The 19327-nt window shown below is 71.6% G+C and carries 10 protein-coding genes; 3 read left to right on the forward strand and 7 right to left on the reverse strand.

Features of this window, described 5'->3' with window-relative positions:
* Positions 1-11: 11 nt before the first annotated feature.
* From BMY61_RS29965 to BMY61_RS29975, 3 genes are read left to right on the forward strand one after another with little or no spacing between them, the layout of a single operon-like run.
* Positions 12-1382, forward strand: a complete 1371-nt coding sequence (locus BMY61_RS29965; protein WP_042446404.1) for a methylaspartate mutase — start codon at positions 12-14, stop codon at positions 1380-1382.
* Positions 1379-2680 carry an MFS transporter gene (locus BMY61_RS29970; RefSeq protein WP_042446172.1) on the forward strand — a complete coding sequence of 434 codons (1302 nt, stop codon included), beginning with the start codon at positions 1379-1381 and terminating at the stop codon, positions 2678-2680. The genes BMY61_RS29965 and BMY61_RS29970 overlap by 4 nt, the downstream gene beginning before the upstream one ends.
* 31 nt (positions 2681-2711) lie before the next feature.
* Positions 2712-3965: an ATP-grasp domain-containing protein gene (locus BMY61_RS29975; RefSeq protein ID WP_042446174.1), complete on the forward strand. Its 1254-nt coding sequence runs from the start codon at positions 2712-2714 to the stop codon at positions 3963-3965.
* Between the two features lie 30 nt (positions 3966-3995).
* Here BMY61_RS29975 and BMY61_RS46570 read toward each other — a convergent pair whose 3' ends face one another.
* The 7 genes from BMY61_RS46570 to BMY61_RS30010 all read right to left on the reverse strand — a co-directional run bounded on the left by BMY61_RS46570 (position 3996) and on the right by BMY61_RS30010 (position 19320).
* Entirely contained in the window at positions 3996-4685 is a 690-nt protein-coding gene (locus BMY61_RS46570; RefSeq protein WP_052438597.1) for a response regulator transcription factor, read from the reverse strand.
* A 535-nt stretch (positions 4686-5220) separates the two neighbouring features.
* Positions 5221-6657 carry an amidase gene (locus BMY61_RS29985; RefSeq protein ID WP_042446178.1) on the reverse strand — a complete coding sequence of 479 codons (1437 nt, stop codon included), beginning with the start codon at positions 6655-6657 and terminating at the stop codon, positions 5221-5223.
* A gap of 36 nt (positions 6658-6693) precedes the next feature.
* The gene (locus tag BMY61_RS29990) at positions 6694-7842 is read right to left on the reverse strand and encodes an MFS transporter (RefSeq protein WP_052438598.1); all 1149 of its coding nucleotides are present in this window, start codon (positions 7840-7842) and stop codon (positions 6694-6696) included.
* Between the two features lie 119 nt (positions 7843-7961).
* Positions 7962-8852, reverse strand: coding sequence for an alpha/beta fold hydrolase (locus BMY61_RS29995; RefSeq protein ID WP_042446181.1), 891 nt, complete (start codon positions 8850-8852; stop codon positions 7962-7964).
* A 29-nt stretch (positions 8853-8881) separates the two neighbouring features.
* Positions 8882-15055, reverse strand: coding sequence for a non-ribosomal peptide synthetase (locus BMY61_RS30000; protein ID WP_075004116.1), 6174 nt, complete (start codon positions 15053-15055; stop codon positions 8882-8884).
* 40 nt (positions 15056-15095) lie between these two features.
* Positions 15096-16853: an amino acid adenylation domain-containing protein gene (locus BMY61_RS30005; RefSeq protein WP_052438600.1), complete on the reverse strand. Its 1758-nt coding sequence runs from the start codon at positions 16851-16853 to the stop codon at positions 15096-15098.
* Positions 16854-16911: 58 nt separating this feature from the next.
* On the reverse strand, positions 16912-19320 hold the full coding sequence (locus BMY61_RS30010; protein ID WP_052438601.1) for an amino acid adenylation domain-containing protein: 2409 nt from the start codon (positions 19318-19320) through the stop codon (positions 16912-16914).
* Positions 19321-19327: the final 7 nt, after the last annotated feature.

Here is a 19327-nt window from a genome sequence, read left to right on the forward strand (position 1 = left end):
GCTGGCGTCCGATGGACAGCGACACCCGCCTGCGCGGCAACGCGCTGCCGAAGCTCGCGGAGTCGGCGGCGTACATCACCTCGCTCGGCAAGCCGACGGCCGCGGAGGTGCTGGACCGGACGCGTGAGCGGGGCCGGGTGGCCATCCAGCCCCGCTGCGGCGTCGGCGGACACGCCGAGATGCTGCGGCTGCTGCGCACCCTCGAGGCCGAGGCGGCGCCCGACATCCTCACCGTCACCATCGACTCCCACACCCGGCTGCGCCGCTTCCAGCAGGCGCTGCGCGCGCTCAACCAGAACCCCGCGGACCTGAACGGATATCCGCTGGTCACCCATGGTTGGCGGCGCGGCCGGGAGTTGAACGAGGCGGTGGCGGCCCCCCTGGAGATCCGGCACGGCTCGCCCGACGCCGAGCTGCTGTTCGGGGTCTCGGTGGCGGCGGGCATCACCTCCTTCGAGGGCGGCGGGATCTCCTACAACCTGCCCTACTCCAAGGACGTGCCGCTGGCCGAGTCGCTGGCGGCCTGGACCACCGTGGACCGGGTCTGCGGCGAGCTGGCCGAGCTCGGCATCGTGATCGACCGGGAGCTGTTCGGCACGCTCACCGCGGTCCTGGTGCCCCCGTCGATCAGTCTGGCGATCAGCGTCCTGGAGGCGGTCCTGGCCGCCCGCGCGGGAGTGCGGTGCATCTCCGTCGCCTACCCGCAGGGCGGCCACCTCGCCCAGGACGTGGCCGCGCTGCGCGCGATCCCGCTGCTGGCCACGCGCTACCTGCCGGCCGGGGTGACCACCCACGCGGTCCTGCACGAGTTCATGGGGGTGTTCCCCCGCCGGCGGGGCGACGCGGAGGACCTCATCCTCTACGGCGCCCTCGTCGCGCGTCTCGGCGGCGCCACCAAGATCATCACCAAGACCCACCAGGAGGCGGCCGGCATCCCGGACACCCAGGCCAACGTCGAGGGCCTGCGGCTGGCCGACCGCGCCAACTCGCCGCTGCTGGACTTCCTCTCGGTCGACGAGGCCCGGGTCCAGGAGGAGCTCGAGTGGATCCTCGCCGAGGTCGACGAGATCGTCGGCCCGGTGCTGGACCGCGGTGAGGACCTGGCCGCAGCCGTCGTCGAGGCCTTCGCCGACGGCACGCTGGACATCCCCTTCAGCGCCAGCCGGCACGCCCGCTCCGAGGTCATCCCCGCGCGCGACAAGCAGGGGGCCATCCGCTATCTCTCCGCCGGCCGGCTGCCGCTCTCACCGCGTTCCACCGAGCGCCACCGCGAGCTGCTCGGGGACGACGGCTCCGGCCGCGCCGGCATGGGCAGCCTGCTCGCCTCGCTGACCGCGGACGTCAACTACTTTCCACGGCTGTTCGAGGAGTACCACCGGTGACCGCCCTGTCGACCGCGCTGCACACCCGGTGGCAGCGCTCCGTGATCCGCCGCTCGCCGCAGCTGACGACCCTGACGCTGAGCTCGATCTTCTCGGAGACCGCCTCGCAGTTCGTCGGCGTGGCCCTGATCTGGGTCGTGCTGGTCACCACCCACTCCCCGGCCGACGCCGGCCTCGTGGTGCTCTGCCGCAGGATTCCCGAGATCATCTCCGGCCCGCTGCTCGGGCCGTGGTTCGACCGCTACGCGCCCGTGCCGCTCACCGCGCTGGGCTACCTGGTCCGGGGCGGCACGGTGGCCGCCATCGCGGTCCTGTCCGCCGTCCACCTGCTCAGTCTGCCCCTGCTGCTGGTGCTGTGCCTCTTCATGGGCATCACCAACCCGTTGGCGTCCGTGGGCAGTCGGGTCCTCATCCCGCGGATCGTCTCCACCGAGGACCGCCAGGTGGCCAACGGTGTGCTGAGCATCAGCGACCAGTTCCCCTACCTGGTCGGCCCCGCCATGGGTGGGGCGATGGCGGGCTTCGCGGGCACCTGGGCGCTGCTCGTGCCGGCCGGGATGTGCCTGGTGGCGCTGCTGCTGCTGATCCCGCTGCGGGCGGCGGGGGTCCGCGAGACGCCCAGCGGCGCCGACTCCACGCCGCCGCCGTCCGGCCGGTCCTCCTGGTTCGGCTTCAAGCCGATGGTGACGACGCCCGTGGTCCGCGCCATGATGCTGCTGACCATCCTCTACTACATCTCCTACGGACCGCTGCTGACGGCCATTCCGGTCTTCGCGAGCACCAACCTGCACAGCGGCGGCGCCGGCTACGGCGCCATGTGGTCCGCAATGGGCCTGGGCGCACTGGGCGGTCTGGTGTCGATCCCGCGGCTGGCCAAGCGGCGCCCCGCGGTGGTCAACTCGGTCGGCGCGGCTCTGTGGGGCGTGGCGCTGCTCCCGCTGGTGGTGATCCACTCCCTGCCGGCCGCCCTCGTGGTCATGTTCGTCGGCGGCCTCGTCTGGGCGCCCTACGCCTCGACGGAGATCGGCGTCATCCAGCACTCCGTCCCCGAGGACCAGCACGGCGCCGTCTTCGGCGCGCGGCGCTCGGTCATCGTCTCCTCCTCCCCCACCGGCGCGGCCCTCGGTGGCGTCCTGCTGGAGCACATGACCGCGGTCCACGTGATCGGGCTGTCCGCCGTGTCCTGCGTGGCCGGCGGTCTGATCTGCCTGGCCCTGCCCTCCGTGCGCAAGACTCCCCCGCTGAACCCGGCCCCGGACGCCGCCCCGGCGGAGGAGCCGGCGACCGTGGCCGACTGACCCTGCCCACCCCTCGAGAGAGACCCGAGCCATGACCTCCACGCAGACCTCCACCCAGCGCCTGCTGCTCGTCGGCGGCTCCACCGGCCATCTGCGCAAGGCCCACGCCACCGGCGCGCAGGTCGTCTGGTGTCAGCAGCCCGCCGACATCCGGCCCGAGCACGCCGAACTCGCCGCTGAGATCATCCCGGTGGACTACACCGACTGGGAGCAGCTGCGCCCCGCCGTGCTGCGGGCGCACGAGCAGGCGCCCTTCGCGGCGGCGGTGTCGCTGACCGAGCCCGGCCTGGACCCGGTGGCCCTGGTCAACGACCTGCTGGGCCTGGGCGGTACGAGCTACGAGGTGAGCCACCTGTTCACCGACAAGTGGCTGATGCGGGAGCGACTGCGCGAGGCCGCCGCCACCGACGGCTCCATCGTGGTGGCCGCGGCGCTGCTCGGCGACCGGGACAGCCTGGACGCGTTCGGTACGGCCCACGGCTACCCGTTCATCGTCAAGCCGACCAGCGGCACGGCCAGCTTCGGCGTGATGAAGGTCAACAGCCCCGCGGAGCTGGACGCGACCTGGCAGGAGGTCAGCCGGCTGCGCGACTCCGACCACCCGCTCATCGGCGACTACGACATCGACGCGTTCATCATGGAGGAGTTCGTCGAGGGGACGCTCTGCAGCGCCGAGACGTTCAGCTGCGACGGCCACCACGTGGTGATGTCCATCACCGAGGGGATCACCGACGAGCGCAACCACGTCCAGGCCGGCCACGTCGCCCCGGCCCGGATCACCCCCGAACAGGAGGCCGCCGTCCACCGCATGGCGTGCGACTTCCTCGACGCCGTGGGGCTGCGCAACGGGCCGACGCACACCGAGTTCATGATGAGCCCGCGCGGACCGGTGATCATCGAGTCGCAGAACCGGGTGGGCGGCGGCCTCATCGGCAAGCTGGCCGAGGTGGTCTACGGGACGGATCCGCAGCTGCTGGCCCTCACCTGGGCACTGCGTCAGGTACCGTCGCTGACCGAACGGGCGGCCGGCAACGGTGCGGCGGCGAGCTGGATCATCGAGGCCGAACCTGGCCGGATCCAGGAGATCCGCGGGCTCGACGAGGTCCACGCGCTCCCCTCCACCGCGGCCGTGGACCTCTGGGTCGGGCCGGGCGACGTCGTCCGCCCGTTCAAGGGCCAGTGGGACGGGCTCGGCCACGTTGCCGTCCGGGCGGAGAACGCCGACGAGGCGATCCGGGTCTGCCGGAAGACGCTGGGTCTGCTGCAGATCGTCACCGAGGGCTGACCCGGGGACCAGGCCGGGGGCCCGCCGGAATCAGCGGGCCCCGAGCAGGTAGTTGTCGCGCGCGTAGACGATCGCCTGGGTACGGTTCCGCACACCCAACTTGCGGAGCAGGTTGGAGACATGGAACTTCACGGTCTTCTCGCTGAGCACGAGCGACTGGGCCACCTCCTGGTTGGACATCCCGGTGGCGATGAGTTCGAAGATCTCATGCTCCCTGGCCGTCAGCCCGGACATCTGGTCCGGGCCCGGCTGGACCGGCAGATGAACGCCCATCAGGTCGACCAGCTTGCGGGCGAGCGGCGGTGGGACCACGGCGTGGCCCTGCGCCACCGCCCGAACCGCGGCGGCCACGTCGTCGAGCGCGCCGTCGTTGGGCACCAGTGCGTCAGCGCCGGCCCGCAGATAGGACAGCGCGTCGTCGGTCGCGGTGGACTCCGCGAGGATGACCACGCCGACGCGGTCGCGCCGACCGCCACCCACCCGTTCCTCACGGACCCGGCGGACCACCGCGAGCGTGTCCCAGGCGGGGTCGGCGTCGTCGATCAGTACGGTCTGGCACTCCCGCGCCGACAGGGCGTGGTCCAGCTGGTAGGCCGTCGTCGCCTCCGCGACCTCCCCGATGTCCGGACAGCCGGCCAGCGCGGTGCGCAGGGCGGCGCGGATCAGTGGACGGCTGGCCAGGATGACCACGCCGATGCGAATGTGGTCACGCTCAGTCATCGAATCAAGCGAATAGGACGGGGACTTCTGTGCAAGCACTGGGTTCCCTTACCCCCCTGTGCCGGGTCGGCACTCACGGGTCGTTGTGTGTTCGTCGTCTACTCTGCCCGCGGCTGCTCTTGTGGAACGGGCCGTAGGAGATCAACCAAGGTCGCGGGTCATGCCTGACAGATGCATGGCAGACAGTAAGCGACGCCGGGTCCGTTTGTCACGCAACAATTTTCTGCCCACACGTCAATTTGCCGTAATTCTTACGGTGAAGGGGCAAATCCACGCGCATGCCAAAACCGCCGAGCAGTCAGCGCTCGGCTTGCGGGACGTACCTGGGAAAGCTCTGTTCGCCGGCGGTCAGCAACCTCTGCCGAAGCGTGTGCCCGAATCCGCGTATGGTCGGATGTCCATGTCCAATACCCCCGTATCGACTGTTCGTGCTGCCCAGGAGGGTGTCCCCGCTCCGGCGGCAGCGTCTCGAGTCTAGTCACCCACCGTCATGCCGTCGTCATAATGTGGCCCAGATCATGTCCACGGCACAAATCTACGCGCGCACCCACACGGGAGGCTTCCGTTCCGCCCAGGGCCGGGCCGCCTCCAACTGGGCGGAAAGCGAAATCAGGGTGCCTTCGTCACCGTAACGCCCGCCCAGCATCACGCCCACGGGCAGTCCGTCCACCGTCCAGTGCAGCGGCAGCGTCACCGCCGGACGGCCGGTGACGTTGTAGAGCGCCGTGAAGGGCGACCAGGCCACCATGCCGGCCAACTCCGCGGCCGGGTCCGCGTCGTTGCGCAGCTCACCGACGGCCAGGGGAGGTTGGGCCAGGGTGGGGGTGAGGATGACGTCGTGATCGGCGAACGCTGCAGCCAGACGCTCACCGACGACTCGGAACCCGCGGACACCCTCGGCGAACTCGTGACCGGTGAATCCCGCCCCGGCTCGGCGCAGATGCCTGGTGAGCGGCATCAACTCGGCCTCGGCCCCCGGCGGCACCCGGTGCAGGGTCGCCAGGACGGACCACACCACCGGGAAGACCCGACCCAGCAACCCGTCCTTCGGCAGTTCCGCGGGCACCACCTCGTGGCCCAGTTCGCTCAGCAGGGCGGCCGTCGCCAGGACGGCCGCCGTGCAGTCCGGATGCACCTCGACGCCCGGGACCGCCGGAGTGGTGACCAGGGCCACCCGGAGCCGTCCCGGTGCGCGGGACGCCGCGCCGAGGAAACCGCCGTCCGGTGGGGCCGGCGCGGCGAACGGCGCGCCCGGAGCCTCACCCGTCATCACGTCGAGCAGCGCGGCGGCGTCGGCGACCGTGCGTGCCAGCGGCCCACTCGTCGTCAGCCCGCTCACGTCGTGGTGGTCCGGGCCGGTGCTGACCCGCCCTCGGCTCGGCTTGATCCCGTAAAGCCCGCAGACGGACGCCGGGATCCGGATCGAGCCGGCCGAGTCGCTGCCGTGGGCGACCGGGGCGAGCCCGGAGGCAACGGCCGCGGCCGCACCCCCGCTGGAGCCGCCGGCGGAACGGTTCAGGTCCCACGGGGTCCTGGCGATCGGCGCGACCCGGTTCTCCGTGTAGCTGCTGAGCTCGAACTCCGGTGTGTTCGTGCGGCCGAGCAGGACCGTGCCCGCCTGCCGGAGCCGGCTCACGACGTCCGCGTCATGCGTGGGTACGTGTCCGCCGTGCACCCCCGAGCCGTACGTGGTCCGGACTCCCGCGACCGCGACGGAGTCCTTCACCGGCACCGGGACCCCGTGCAGCGGGGACAGCACCCGCCCCTCCCGCCGGGCCGCGGCGGCGGCACGCCCGGCGGCCGCCGCCTGGGCGCGCGCGAGCTCCGCGGTCACCGTGACATAGGCCCCCACCACCTCGTTGAGCCGCTCGACCCGGTCGAGGTAGTGCTCCGTCAGCTCCGGAGGAGTCAGCTCCCCACGGGCGATCAGCGCTCCCTGCTCCAGGGCCGTCAGGTCGTGCAGATCGGTCATCAGGTCATTCCTCCTCGTGTCGCGTCTCGGCGGCGCTCAGACGGACCTGGGCTGCAGGGCCCTGCGGCCCGCCAGGTGAAGGGCCGCCGCCAGCGAGATCGCGGCCATCACGGATCCCGCCACGACGTACGCGGTGGCCAGGCCGAAGCGGGAGACCAGCGGCTGTGTGAGCACCGGTGAGCAGAACTGGCCGAGGAAGGTGCAGAACACCCGGGTGCCGATCACCCGCCCCTTCACGTGGGGCGGCGTGAGCGCCAGCAGCCAGGCGTTCAGATTGGTGATCGACAGGGCGAGGCCCGCACCCATCAGCACCAGCGCGACCACCACGAGGGACGTGCCGCGGGCCAGGCCGAGCAGCACGTTGGCCGCGCCGAGCAGCACGAAGGCCAGGACCAGGATCTGCTGATGGCCCAGGCGACGCTCGATCCGCTGGTACTGGGTCGAGGACAGCGCCCACACCAGGCCCACCAGGGAGAGCAGGCCGCCTGCCTGCGCGCTGTTGCTGCCGCTGAACGTCCGCAGGTAGAAGGGCAGGTTCACCGGCACCATGAAGTAGATGACCATGTTCAGGAAGAGGAGGACGTAGACGACCGTCATCACGCCCACCGGGGCCCGCTCGGCGCGCTCTCCTCCCCCGCCGGCAGCCCTTCCTGACGGTCCCTCCGGTTCGCGCATCAACAGCACCACGCCCGGCACCAGCAGGAAGCCGACCGCGTAGATCAGGAAGGGCCAACGCCAGCCCTGCAGCGCCATCAGGCCGCCCAGGAAGACGAAGACCACGTTGCCCAGCGCCATGAACAGGGACTGCCGTCCCATGGAGGCCCCGATCCGGCCCTTGCTCGTGTAGTCGGCGATCAGGGCGGTGGCGCAGGTGGCGACACCGGAGACGGCCACCCCGAGAACCAGCCGGGAGGCCAGGATGGCGTACAGGGAGGGCAGGACGAACCCGGCGCAGCCGGCGGTTCCGTACAGCAGCAGGGCCGCGACGAACAGCCTCCTGCGCCCGAAGCGGTCGACGATGGCGCCCATGACCGGAGCGCAGAGACCCGCCGACAGCGCCGGCAGGGTCAGCGCCAGCCGCACCAGGAAGCGCCCGTCGGGTGTCGCCCGGAAGGCGTCACCCATCTGCGGGAGCCCGGCGGCGATCGCCGTGGTGCCGATGATGGTGATCGAACTGGCGATCATGAGTGTCAGATCTCTGAGTTTCGTGCGGTAATCCATTCCCGTACTCCCGGTGGTCGGATGCGCGGCAGGGACGGGCGGCTCACTGCGCCCGTCCCTGCCGCCTGGTTGGTCCCGTCAGGTCAGATGCCGGCCACGAAGCCGGTGACCAGCGCAGCCAGGGTCTCCGGCATCGCGAACTGGACGGCGTGCGGCGCGTCGAGGAAGTGGATCACCGGCGGGATCCCGGTCACCTGCTCCTGCAGCATCGCGGCGACCTTCTCGTTGTCGACCAACCGGTCCTCGGCGCCGAACACGGCGAGCACCGGGATGTCACCGAGGTCGGAGAGCACCGCCCGGGAGCGGTCCGCGAGCTGGTTCCACACGTCGACGGTGCTCTGGGTGACCCGCCGCAGCTTCAGCTCGTCGTCCGTGGCGAACCGCAGCCACGCCTCGTCGGTGGTGAAGTCGATCGGCTGCAGCGGTACCGGGACGAAGGCCAGGTCCCGGGCGGGGTTCACCCCGAGCTCCTCGACCACCTCGGCCACGGCCTGCATGCTCAGCCGCAGCACGTCGCCGTACCGCTCGGTGAAGACGAAGCCGGGCGCCACCATGATCAGGCTGGAGATCACGCCCTGACCGGCCAGCTCGGCGGCGATGATCGAGGCGATCTGCCCGCCGAAGCACCAGCCCGCGAGGTGGACCCTGCGGTAGGTGGCGGCGAGGGAGCGCAGGAACGAGACCACGTCCTCCACCTCGCGTGCCTCCGACGGCAGGTGGCCCCGGCTCTCCTGGTTGAGGCCGGAGCCGCGTCGGTCCAGCGCGACGAAGGACAGGTCCGAGGTCTCCACCACGGCCTTCGCGAGCGGGGCCTGCCAGCCCGAGTGGCTGACGCCACCGTGCAGGATCACCACCACGTCGCCGCCCGCGGGGCTGCCCCACAGGCGGTAGTGCGACAGGTAGCCGTCGGACTGCTCGTGGGTGCCGATCACGACCTCGGTGGTCCGTGTCAGGTCGGTCGTCGTCCCGGTCATCTTGGGGTTCCTTTCGAGGGTGGTGCTGTTCAGAGGCTGAGGTCGGCGGAGTGTCCGCCGAGCATGGCGGCGAGCTTGCGGATACGGCCCGGGGCCGCGGTCGCCAGGGCGTGCTCGTCCACCGCGAGTTCGGTCAGGATCGCGTCGTAGAGCTCGGCGAAGGTCTCGAGGAACGCGGGCGGCAGCCGCCGGCCGTCGGCGTTCAGGGTGATGACCAGCTGTTCCTGCAGCAGGTCGTGGCCCACGTTCACCAGGAGGGCGAAGTCGGTGTGCTCGAACCAGCGGACGCCGGTCAGCACCCCTGCTCCCGAGCGGCCGTCAGATCCCCTGGCCACGTCCGCGTAGGAGGTGAACTGGGTGTAGTTGAAGACGACGTCGGTCACCCGGTCCCGGCCGAGTCCCGCACGGATGTCCCGCAGCGGGTACCGGCGGTGGGGCAGGGTGCGGCGCTCGTTGGCGAAAGTCTCCCGGACGAGCTCCAGCCAGGTCCTGGCACCGACGTCCTGCCGGAAGGGAAGGAAGTTGAGGAAGAGGCCGATGGCCTCCTCGGCTCCCTCCTCCTCCAGACGGCCGCCGGAGAAGACCGCGGTGAGCACGGACTCGCTCTGCTGCACCAGGCCGACGGCGACCAGGTGCGCCGCAAGCAGGACCTGCTTCAGCGGAACCCCGGCCCGGTTGGCCAGGGCCGACAGGGCCTGGTGGGTGGCCGGGTCGACGGAGAGCTTGGTCTCGGCCCACCGCTCGGCGGAGCCGTCCCAGGCGGCGGCGGTCAGCGGGTGGTACGCGGTGCCGCGCAGCTCGTCCATCCAGAAGGCGCGCTGCTGCGCCGACTTCCGGCTGTCGACCTCGGCGGCCACGTAGTCGCGGTAGGCGGGGCCGACCCGCTCGGCACGGGGGACCCGGCCCGTCTCCAGGGCCTCGGTGTAGCGGCGGACGAGGTCACGCACGAAGAGCGACAGGCTCCATCCGTCGATGACGGAGTGGTGGAAGCTCAGGCTCAGCGTGAAGGCGCCGGGACCGCGCCGGTGAGCGGTGAACCGCATCAGCGACGGCACGGACCAGTCGAAGCCGACCCCCTTCTCGTGTTCGAACCACTCGTCCAGTGCCCGCTGCTGCTCCCGCTCCGACAACGCGCTGAGGTCGAGGACCTCCAGGGCCGGGTCCGCGTGGCCGAAGACCAGTTGGAGCGGCACCGGGCGGGCGGCCAGGTCGAACGCCGTGCGCAGCGTCTCGTGAGTGTCCACGAAGCCCTGGAGCGTCGCCCGGAGCAGGTCCGCGTCGAGCGGCAGGTCCAGGTGGTAGCTGAACACGTCGTGGTAGACGGCCTGGGCGACGTCGCGGTCGTGCTCCTCGACCATGTCGAGCTGCAGGGCGGTCGCCGGGTAGGCGTCGACGACACCGTCGGGAAGACCGGAAGGACGGCCGCCGACCAGCTCGAAAGCGGCCGTGGAACGCGGCTCCTGACGACCGGTCGGCCCGGCTGCGAGCCTGGCGGCCAGCCGTCGGGGCGTGGAGTGGTCGAAGAGGTCCTTCATGGCCGGTCTGGCGCCGAGCCGCTTCAGCCGGGCGACCACCCGGATCGCGGTGATCGAGTCGAGACCGAGCTCCAGGAAGTCGTCGTCGGGGCCGACCGAGGCCAGGCCGAGGGCCTTGGCGACCACGTCGCCGACCCGCCGCACCAGCTCGTGGTCGGCCTCGGGTCCACAGGCCGCCTGACCGGTCCCGACCGCGGCGCGGGCCGCGTCGAGGAACTCGTCGAGGTAGCGCCCGACCACCGAGGCGTCGAACCGGGCCGCGTCGTGGTTGAGGGTCAGCGTCAGCTGACCGGAGAAGTGGTCCTGGTGGGCGTGCACGACGATCCCGAAGTTCGTCTGCTCGAAGTACCGGGCCCCGGTGATCACGGCCGCCGTCTCCTCCTCCCCCCGGTAGACGTGGAAGTCGGTGTAGTTGAAGACCGTGTCGAACAGCTCGTCGTGCCCGCTCAGACGGAGGATCTCCGCCAGCGGGAAGCGTCGGTGCGCGACCGCCTGCTGTTCGAAGGCGAAGGCACGTCGGAACAGGTCCGTGGCCTCCCCGTCGATCCCCCTCAGCGGGACCGGCAGGGTGTTCAGGAACAGCCCGGCCATCTCCTCCCCGCCCGCGACCTCCGGGCGGCCGTTGACGACCAGGCCGGTCACCACGGCGGCGGTCCCGGTCAGTCGCCCGAGCGTCTTCAGGTGCAGGCCCAGCAGCGCACTCTTGAGCGGCACGCCCAGCTCGTCGCAGCGCGCCCGCAGACCCGCGGTGATCTCCTCGGGCAGGGCGCGGCCCGTCGACGCCGGATCGGCCTCCCGCTCCGTGGAGGCGGAGGACAGCCGGCTCGGCGAGAACCCGGCCACCGTGGAGCTCCAGAAGGCGGCCTGCGCCGCGGACTGCCGGGCCTCCTGCTCCAGTGCCACGTAGCAGCCGAAGGACGGCTGCTCGACCGTGGGGGCGGGCAGCGTCCGGCCGCCGAGCAGTTCGGCGTAGCCGCGGCGCACCTGCTCCACCACCAGGGCGACGCTCCAGCCGTCCAGGATCACGTGGTGGAAGGAGAGGCTCAGCGTGAACCGCTCCGGGCCGCGGTCGTGGGCCACGAACCGGATCAGCGGCGCGTTCTCGAAGTCGAAGCCGCGGCGCTTCTCCTCCTCGGTCCAGCGGTCGAGGGCGGCGTCCTGCTCGGCCGACGTCAGCCCGGTCAGATCCGCGAGGAACAGGTGCGGCTCGACGTCCCGGTGCACCAGCTGCAGCGGCTCGTCGAAGCCGCTGAGGTCGAGGCAGGACCGCAGCTGCGGATGGGCCGCGGTGGTCCAGCGGATCGCCTCGGTGAGTCGCGCGCGGTCCAGCGGCGCCTGGATGTCGTACGAGAAGATGTCGTGGTAGACGGGCGAGTCCTCGTGCAGCATCGAGTGGTAGATCATCCCGGACTGCAGCAGGGTCAACGGCCATCCGTCGGTCACCGAGTCCGGCAGCTGTCGCCGGTCCTCCGGGCCGACCAGGGCCAGCGGGTCCTGCGCCGCCAGGGCCACCGCGCCGGTGCGCTCCGTCTCCGTCGCCAGCTGCTGCGCGAGCTCCCGGATCGTCGGCATCGCGAAGATGTCCTTGACCTCGACCCGGTAGCCCAGTTCGCGCAGTCGGGCGGCCACCCGGATGCTCGTGATGGAGTCGCCGCCGAGCCGGAAGAAGCTGCTGTCCACCCCGGCCTGCGGGACCCCGAGCACGTCCCGCCAGATCTCGGCGAGCACCCGCTCCTGCTCGGTGACCGGTGCCGCGGACCCGTCGTCGTCGGCGTCGACCGACGGCAGCGGGTCGGGCAGCGCCCTGCGGTCCAGCTTGCCGTTGACCGTGGTGGGCACCTGCGCGATCGTCATGAAGACCTGCGGCACCATGAAGTCCGGCAGCTGCAGCCGGAGCTGCTCCTTCGCCTCCGCGGACCGGAAGTCGTCGGAGACCACGTAGGCCACCAGCATCCGGTGGGCGCCGTTCTCGTGCAGGATGACGGCGGCCTCGCGGACCGACGGCAGTGCCTGGACCGCGGCCTCGATCTCCCCCAGCTCGATCCGGAAGCCCCGGAGCTTGATCTGGTTGTCGATCCGGCCCAGGTACTCGATCTGGCCGTCGGGAAGGTAGCGCGCCAGGTCACCGGTGCGGTACATGCGCGCGCCCGGCGAGGCGTCGAACGGGTTGGCGACGAACGCCTTCTCGGTGAGGTCGGGCCGGTTGTGGTAGCCCTCCGCCAGTCCGACGCCGGCGATGCAGAGCTCACCGGGGACACCGACGGGCTGCAGCTCCAGATGCCGGTCCACGACGAACAGCTGGATGTTGTCGATGGGACGGCCGATCGGCACGACCCGGCCCGGGTAGTCCAGGGTGCAGGGCCAGTAGGAGACGTCGATGGCGGCCTCGGTGGGCCCGTAGAGGTTGTGCAGTTCGCAGGGGAGTGCCGCGGCGAACTTCTCCACCGTGCTGTACGGCAGCGCCTCGCCGCTGCAGAAGACCCGACGCAGCGACGTGCAGGCCTCGGTCAGCTCGTCCTCCTCCAGGAAGACGTTGAGCATCGAGGGCACGAAGTGCAGGGTGGTGACGCCGCGATCCCGGATGACCTGCTTCAGGTACTCGGGGTCGCGGTGACCGCCCGGCTCCGCCATGACGATCCGGGCGCCGAACATGAGCGGCCAGAAGAACTCCCAGACCGACACGTCGAAGCTGAACGGCGTCTTCTGCAACACCCGGTCGTCCTCGCCCAACCGGTACCGGGACTGCATCCAGTACAGCCGGTTGAACAGCGCGGCGTGACGGTTGACCACGCCCTTCGGCCGTCCGGTCGAACCGGAGGTGTAGATCATGTACGCCCGGGAGTCGGGTCGCAGATCGAGGTGGGGGGCCTCGGCGCCGTCCGCCTGCAGCTCCAACTCGGCCGGCAGGGCCGGAACGGCGCCCAGCTCGGTGACCGTGTCGCGGAAGTCCTCCTGGGTGAGGACCAGGTCGACCGCGGAGTCCTCGATCATGTAGCGGACTCGGTCGGCCGGGTACTCCGGATCGATGGGGACGTAGGCCAGTCCCGCCTTCTCGATCGAGAGCAGGGCGACCACCATGTCGATCGACCGCTCCAGGTACACCCCGACGAAATCGGAGCCGCGGTCCGGCCGCGCCACCAGCGCGGCGGCGATGCGATCGGTGCGCCGGTCGAGTTCGGCGTAGGTCAGGCACTGCCCGCGGAACTCCACGGCCACCGCGTCCGGGGTGCGGGCCGCCTGCTGCCGGATGAGGTCGACGACGTCGCCCTGCGGGTACTCCACCGCGGTGCCGTTCCACTCCTCGGTGATCAGCCGCCGCTCCGGCTCCGGCAGGATCGGGACCCGGGACACCTCGATGTCCAGGTCCACGGCGAGCTCGCCGAGCAGGTGGACGTAGTGCGTCAGCAGACGCTCGGCGGTCTCCGGATCGAGAAGGTCGGTGTTGAACTCGAGCTCGAACTCGATCTCCTCCTCGTCCTCGACGACGTAGAGCAGCAGGTCGAACTTGGCGGCCACCCGCTCCATCGGGAACGGCGTGCAGGCCAGGCCCTCCCCGAGCCGGAGCGTCCTGCGCTCGCCGAGCAGCGTCATCATCGCCTGGAAGACCGGGCTGTGACTGGGGTCGCGCTCGACGCCGAGACGCTCCAGAACCTTGGGGTAGGGCGCGTCCTGGTGCTCCAGCATCTCCATCAGCGACTCACCGGTGCGCTCCAGGAGCCCGCGCACGGTCAGCTGCTCCTCGAAGGCGAACGGGAGCGCCACGGTGTTGACGAAGCAGCCGACGACACCGAGGTGGTCCACGTCGGTCCGGTTCAGCACGGTGCTGCCGACGGTCACCTGGTCCTGCTGCGCGTACCGGTGCAGCAGCAGCGCGTAGGCGGCCAGCAGCACGCCGAACTCCGTGCTCCCGCACTCCTGTCGGCAACGCTCCACCAGCTGACGCACCATCGGTCGAGGCACCCGGACCGAGCGGGTGGCGCCGCGGAAGGACTGCGCCGGCGGCCGGGGCCGGTCGGTCGGAAGCTTGATCAGCTCCGGCCCGTCCTTCAGAGCACTCGCCCAGTGACCGAGCTGCTCCTCGAACTCACCGCGCTCGTACGCCTCGCGCTGTTCCTTCGCGCACTCGGAGAAGCCGACCGCCGGACGCGGCAGGTCGGCGCCGTTCCCGGTCTCGACCAGAGCGACATACTCCTGCCGGAGCTCGTCCAGCAGGACCCCGAAGCTCCATCCGTCCACCGCGATGTGGTGGACCGTCAGCGCAAGAAGGCTCTGCTCCGCGTCGACCAGCACCACGACGGCGCGCCAGAGCGGCCCCTCGGCCAGGTCGAAGGGCTGCTGGTAGGCCTCCTGCACCAGCTCCCTGGCCCGGAGCTCGGCCGTGTCCCGAGGCTGCTGACGCAGGTCGACGATCTCGATCGCATCGGCCGCAGGCTCCCGTACGAGACCACGCAGGCCCTCGGCGGTCTCCACGAAGACCGTCCGCAGCGCCTCGTGGCGCGCGGTCACCGTGGACAGGGCCGTGTGTAGCAGCTCGGGCCGGAGCGGCCCCCGGATGTGGAAGGCGAGGGACTCGTTGTAGGCCGGGTCTTCCTTGCGGGCCAGTCGATCCAGGAGCCAGAGGCTCTCCTGCGTGTACGAGAGCGCGAATGCGTCGTTGATGGAACTCATGTTCACTTGCCCTAGGGATAGTTGCGTGTGCGCGCGGGACTCAGCCGCGGGCGGAGACGATGGCGTCGATCCGGCGGAGCCGGAAGAGCTCGGTCGGCTTGATCACGATCCCGAGCTTCTTGGCCTTGGCGATCATGAGCAGCCCGGCCATGGAGTTGCCGCCGAGCTCGAAGAAGTCGTCGTCGACTCCCACCGAGGGGACCGCCAGCACCTCCGCCCAGAGCTCGAGGAGCCGCTGCTCGGTCTCGTTGCGTGCGGCGCGGCCGGTCGGGCCGGCCGTCAGCTCGACGGCCGAGGCCCGGGCGAGAGCGGCCCGATCGAGCTTTCCGTGGGCGCTGAGCGGGAACGACGGCAGCGTCCGGAAGACGGCGGGCACCATGTAGGCGGGGAGGCGGGCCGCGAGGTGCTCGCGCAGCTCCCGCACGTCCAGGCCGGCCGGGTCCGCCGCCAGGTAGGCGGCCAGCCGGTCGCCGCCGGCCAGGGGGTTCGGTTCGGCCACCACGGCCGCGTCACGGACACCGGGCAGCCCGCGCAGGTGTGTCTCGATCTCGCCCAGCTCGACCCGGTAGCCCTGGATCTTGATCTGGTCGTCGACCCGGCCGAGGAACTCGAAGACACCGTCGGGGTGCTGACGCACCAGGTCGCCGGTCCGGTAGGTGCGCAGGGTCCGCCCTGCCTCGTCCTGACGGGTGGCGAAGCGCTCGGTGGTCCGCTCCGGATTCGCCAGGTAGCCGCGGGCCACCGCCACACCACCGATGTGCAGCTCCCCGACCTGTCCCGTGGGGACCGGCGCACCGGCCGGGTCGAGCACCAGCGCGGTCACGTTGTCGACGGGAAGGCCGATCGGCACGAAGTCCCGGGTCTCGTCCGGGCGGCAGGTCCAGGTGAGCACCTGCACGGAGGTCTCGGTCGGACCGTAGAGGTTGTGCAGCGGCACCGGCAGCGCCGCATGGCAGCGCTCCTGGAGCTCACGCGGCAGCGCTTCTCCTCCGCTGAAGACGTGCCGGAGCGACCGCGCCGCGCGCAGGGCCGGCTCGTCGAGGACGAGCCTCAGCATCGAGGGGACGAGTTGGAGCGTGGTGATGTCATGGTCCCGCACCGCCTGGGCCAGGTACTGCGGGTCCTGGTGCCCGCCCGGCTCGGCGAGGACGACGGTGCCTCCGGTGACGAGCGGGAGGTAGAGCTCCCACACCGACGCGTCGAAGGTGTACGGCGTCTTCTGCAACACCCGGTCCGCCCCGGTGAAGGAGTACGCGCGGGCCATCCAGTCGAGAAGGTTGGAGATCCCGCCGTGCTCCAGCACGACCCCCTTGGGGTTGCCGGTCGTACCCGAGGTGTAGAGCACGTAGACGGCGTCGTCGGCGCTCACCGCGACGTCGGGCGCGGAGGTCGGCCGGTGTGCCAGCGCCTCGGCCCGGGCCAGGTCGAGCACCGGGACCCCGACGGGGGCCGCAGGGGTGTCCGGGGCGGCGGACGTGGAGTCGACCACGAGAAGTCCGGCCCCGGACTCGCCGAGCACGAAGTCACGGCGCGAGGCGGGGGACGCCGGGTCGACGGGCACGTAGGCGGCGCCCGCCTTCATCACGCCCAGGAGCGCGACCAACAGGGCCGGGCCGCGCTCCATCTGGATCGCCACCAGGTCGCCGCGACCCAGTCCACGGCCCAGGAGCGCGTGGGCGAACTGGTTGGCCCGCTCGTCGAGCAGGCGGTAGCTGAGGTGTTCCTCCTTGAACGTGACGGCCGTCGCCTCCGGGGTCAGCAAGGCCTGGCGGGATATCAGGTGGTGGACGGGTGCCATGGTGTGCAATGAACTCTCTTGCAGGAGTGGTGCGATGACGTGTGCCCGGGTGACCGGGTCACTTTGGGGTCGGGGCCTTCCGGCGGCGGGTCGCGCCGCGGCCCAGGCCGGTGTACGTGGGCGCCGGCAGCGCCGCCCGGTCGCACTTGCCGTTGGCGGTCAGCGGCAGCGCGGCCAACGGGACCACGGCGGAGGGAACGCACTGCTCGGGCAGTCGGCTCGCGAGGTGACGACGCACCGCGACAGCTGTCCCGGCGTCCAACTCCGGCGTCAGGTAAAGGACCAGGCGTGGATCTCCGCTCTCCTCACGGCGCGCCACGGCCACCGCCGCAGCCACCGCCGGGTGCTCGCGGGCCACCGACTCGATCTCACCGAGCTCGATCCGCAGCCCGCGGATCTTCACCTGGTGGTCCCGTCGGCCGTGGAACTCCACCACCCCGTCCTCGCCCAGGCGCACCAGGTCGCCGGTGCGGTAGAGGCGCTCGCCGCTGCCGTCCACGTCCGGGGCGAAGCTGGTCGCGGTCAGCTCCGGCTGGCCGAGGTAGCCCCTGGCCAGGCAGACGCCGCCGAGGTACAGCTCGCCGATCTCCCCCGCGGCCACCGGCCGGCCGGCCTCGTCCCGGACGGAGAGGCCGACGCCGCGGATCGGCCGCCCGATCGGCACTGTCGTCCCCGGCTCGGGGTTGCGGCAGGTCCAGTGCGTCACGTCGATGGACGCCTCGGTCGGGCCGTAGAGGTTGTGCAGCGGCGCGTCGTGACCGGCCAGGAACCGGTTGGCCGTCCCGGGGCTCAACGCCTCACCGCTGGCGAAGACATGACGGAGCGAGGGACAGGACCGCGGCTCGACGCAGGCGAGGAAGAGGTCGAGCATCGACGGCACGAAGTGGACCACGCTGATCGACTCGCGCCGGATCGTCTCGGCCAGGTACTCCGGGTCCCGGTGCCCGTCGGGGCGCGCCATCACCAGCCGCGCCCCGGCGGAGAGCGGCCACAGGAACTCCCATACCGAGACGTCGAAGGTGTACGGGGTCTTCTGCAGCACCGCGTCGCCGACGCCGATCGGGAACCGCTCCTGCATCCAGCGGAGCCGGTTGACCAGGCCGCGATGCGGCACGCCGACGCCCTTGGGGCGGCCGGTGGAACCGGAGGTGTAGATCACGTAGGCGAGGTCGCCGTCCTCCGCCCCGCGCGCGGACGGTGCGCCGACCGCACCGGCGCCCGCGCGCGGCACGGCACCGTCCAGCGCCGCCCCGTCCAGGGCCGCCCCGTCCAGGGCCAGCACCGGGACCTGCGGGCAACTGCCCGCCGCGGGAGCCGCCTTCGGGTCGCACAGCAGCGCCCGCGGCGCGGCCTGCTCCAGGACGTACTCGACCCGCGCGGCGGGCCAGGTCGGATCCAGCGGCAGATAGGCGCCGTCGGCCAGCAGGACCGCCACGATCGCGACCGCGAGCGCGGCGGACCGCTCGGCGAGCAGGGCGACCGGCGCGTCCGGGCCGACCCCGAGCTCCCTCAGCCGGACCGCCACGGCGCGGGCCCGCTCCTCGAGTTCGCGGTAGGTGAGGCTCTCGCGCTCGTCCGAGACGGCGAGCTCGTCGGGGTGGTCCGCGAAGCTGCGCTCCAGCAGGTCCGTCATCCGGGCTCCGTCGCCGGCGGCGGGCGGACCGACGACGGAGAAGACCCCCGCGGCGGAGGGCTGCGCCAGCAGCCGCGTCAGCAGCGCGCCGGTGCCGGCGTCGCCGAGGACGGAGCCGGTCGGCAGCGGCAGCCGCTCCACCCGGACCACCTCCGCGGGCCAGGACGGGTGCGGGAACCGCCCGCCGTCCTCGCCGATCACCACGGCGTCCGGCAGCAGGCCGGCCGGGAGCGGGGCGTCCAGCGTCCCCAGCAGGAAGCGGAACCAACTGCGGTAGCGGTCGGTCAGGTGCGGGACGCAGAACTCGATCTCGTCCTCGGGCAGCTCGTCGGCCCGCAGCTTGCCGGCCAGCGCCTCCTGGAGCCGGGCCGCGATGGCCGGGACCGAGAGCTCGCCGTGGTAGCCGTCGACGGGGGCTCCCGCCAGCTTCTCCTGGAGGGCCGCCACGTCGGCGCGGACCAGCTCGGGCGTCATCCAGGTGGGCTCCACCAGGATCAGCCGGGGCCGCGGGGAGCCGGCGGCCTCCAGTCGGTCGACGATGTGCAGGGCCAACGGCGCGGCGCTGCAGTAGCCGAGGACCGCCTCGGGGCTCTGCCCCCTTCGGCGCAGCTCGGCCGCGCAGGCCTCGGCGAGCTCGACGAGGGAGCGGTCGGCGACCATGGTCGGGCCGTTCACCGCGTCGAGGCGCAGCACGGGCCGCTCGACGTCCGACTGGGCGAGGACCGCCGACAGCGTCGTGCGGGCGGTGAACTCGTTGAAGTCGACCACCAGCAGCGGCCGGCCCGCTCCCGGGCGCAGCGAGGTGATCCGGACGTCCGGGGATTCACTGTTCATGGATCGC

The organism is Streptacidiphilus jiangxiensis (genome assembly GCF_900109465.1).
In the GTDB taxonomy this organism is placed as follows: domain Bacteria; phylum Actinomycetota; class Actinomycetes; order Streptomycetales; family Streptomycetaceae; genus Streptacidiphilus; species Streptacidiphilus jiangxiensis.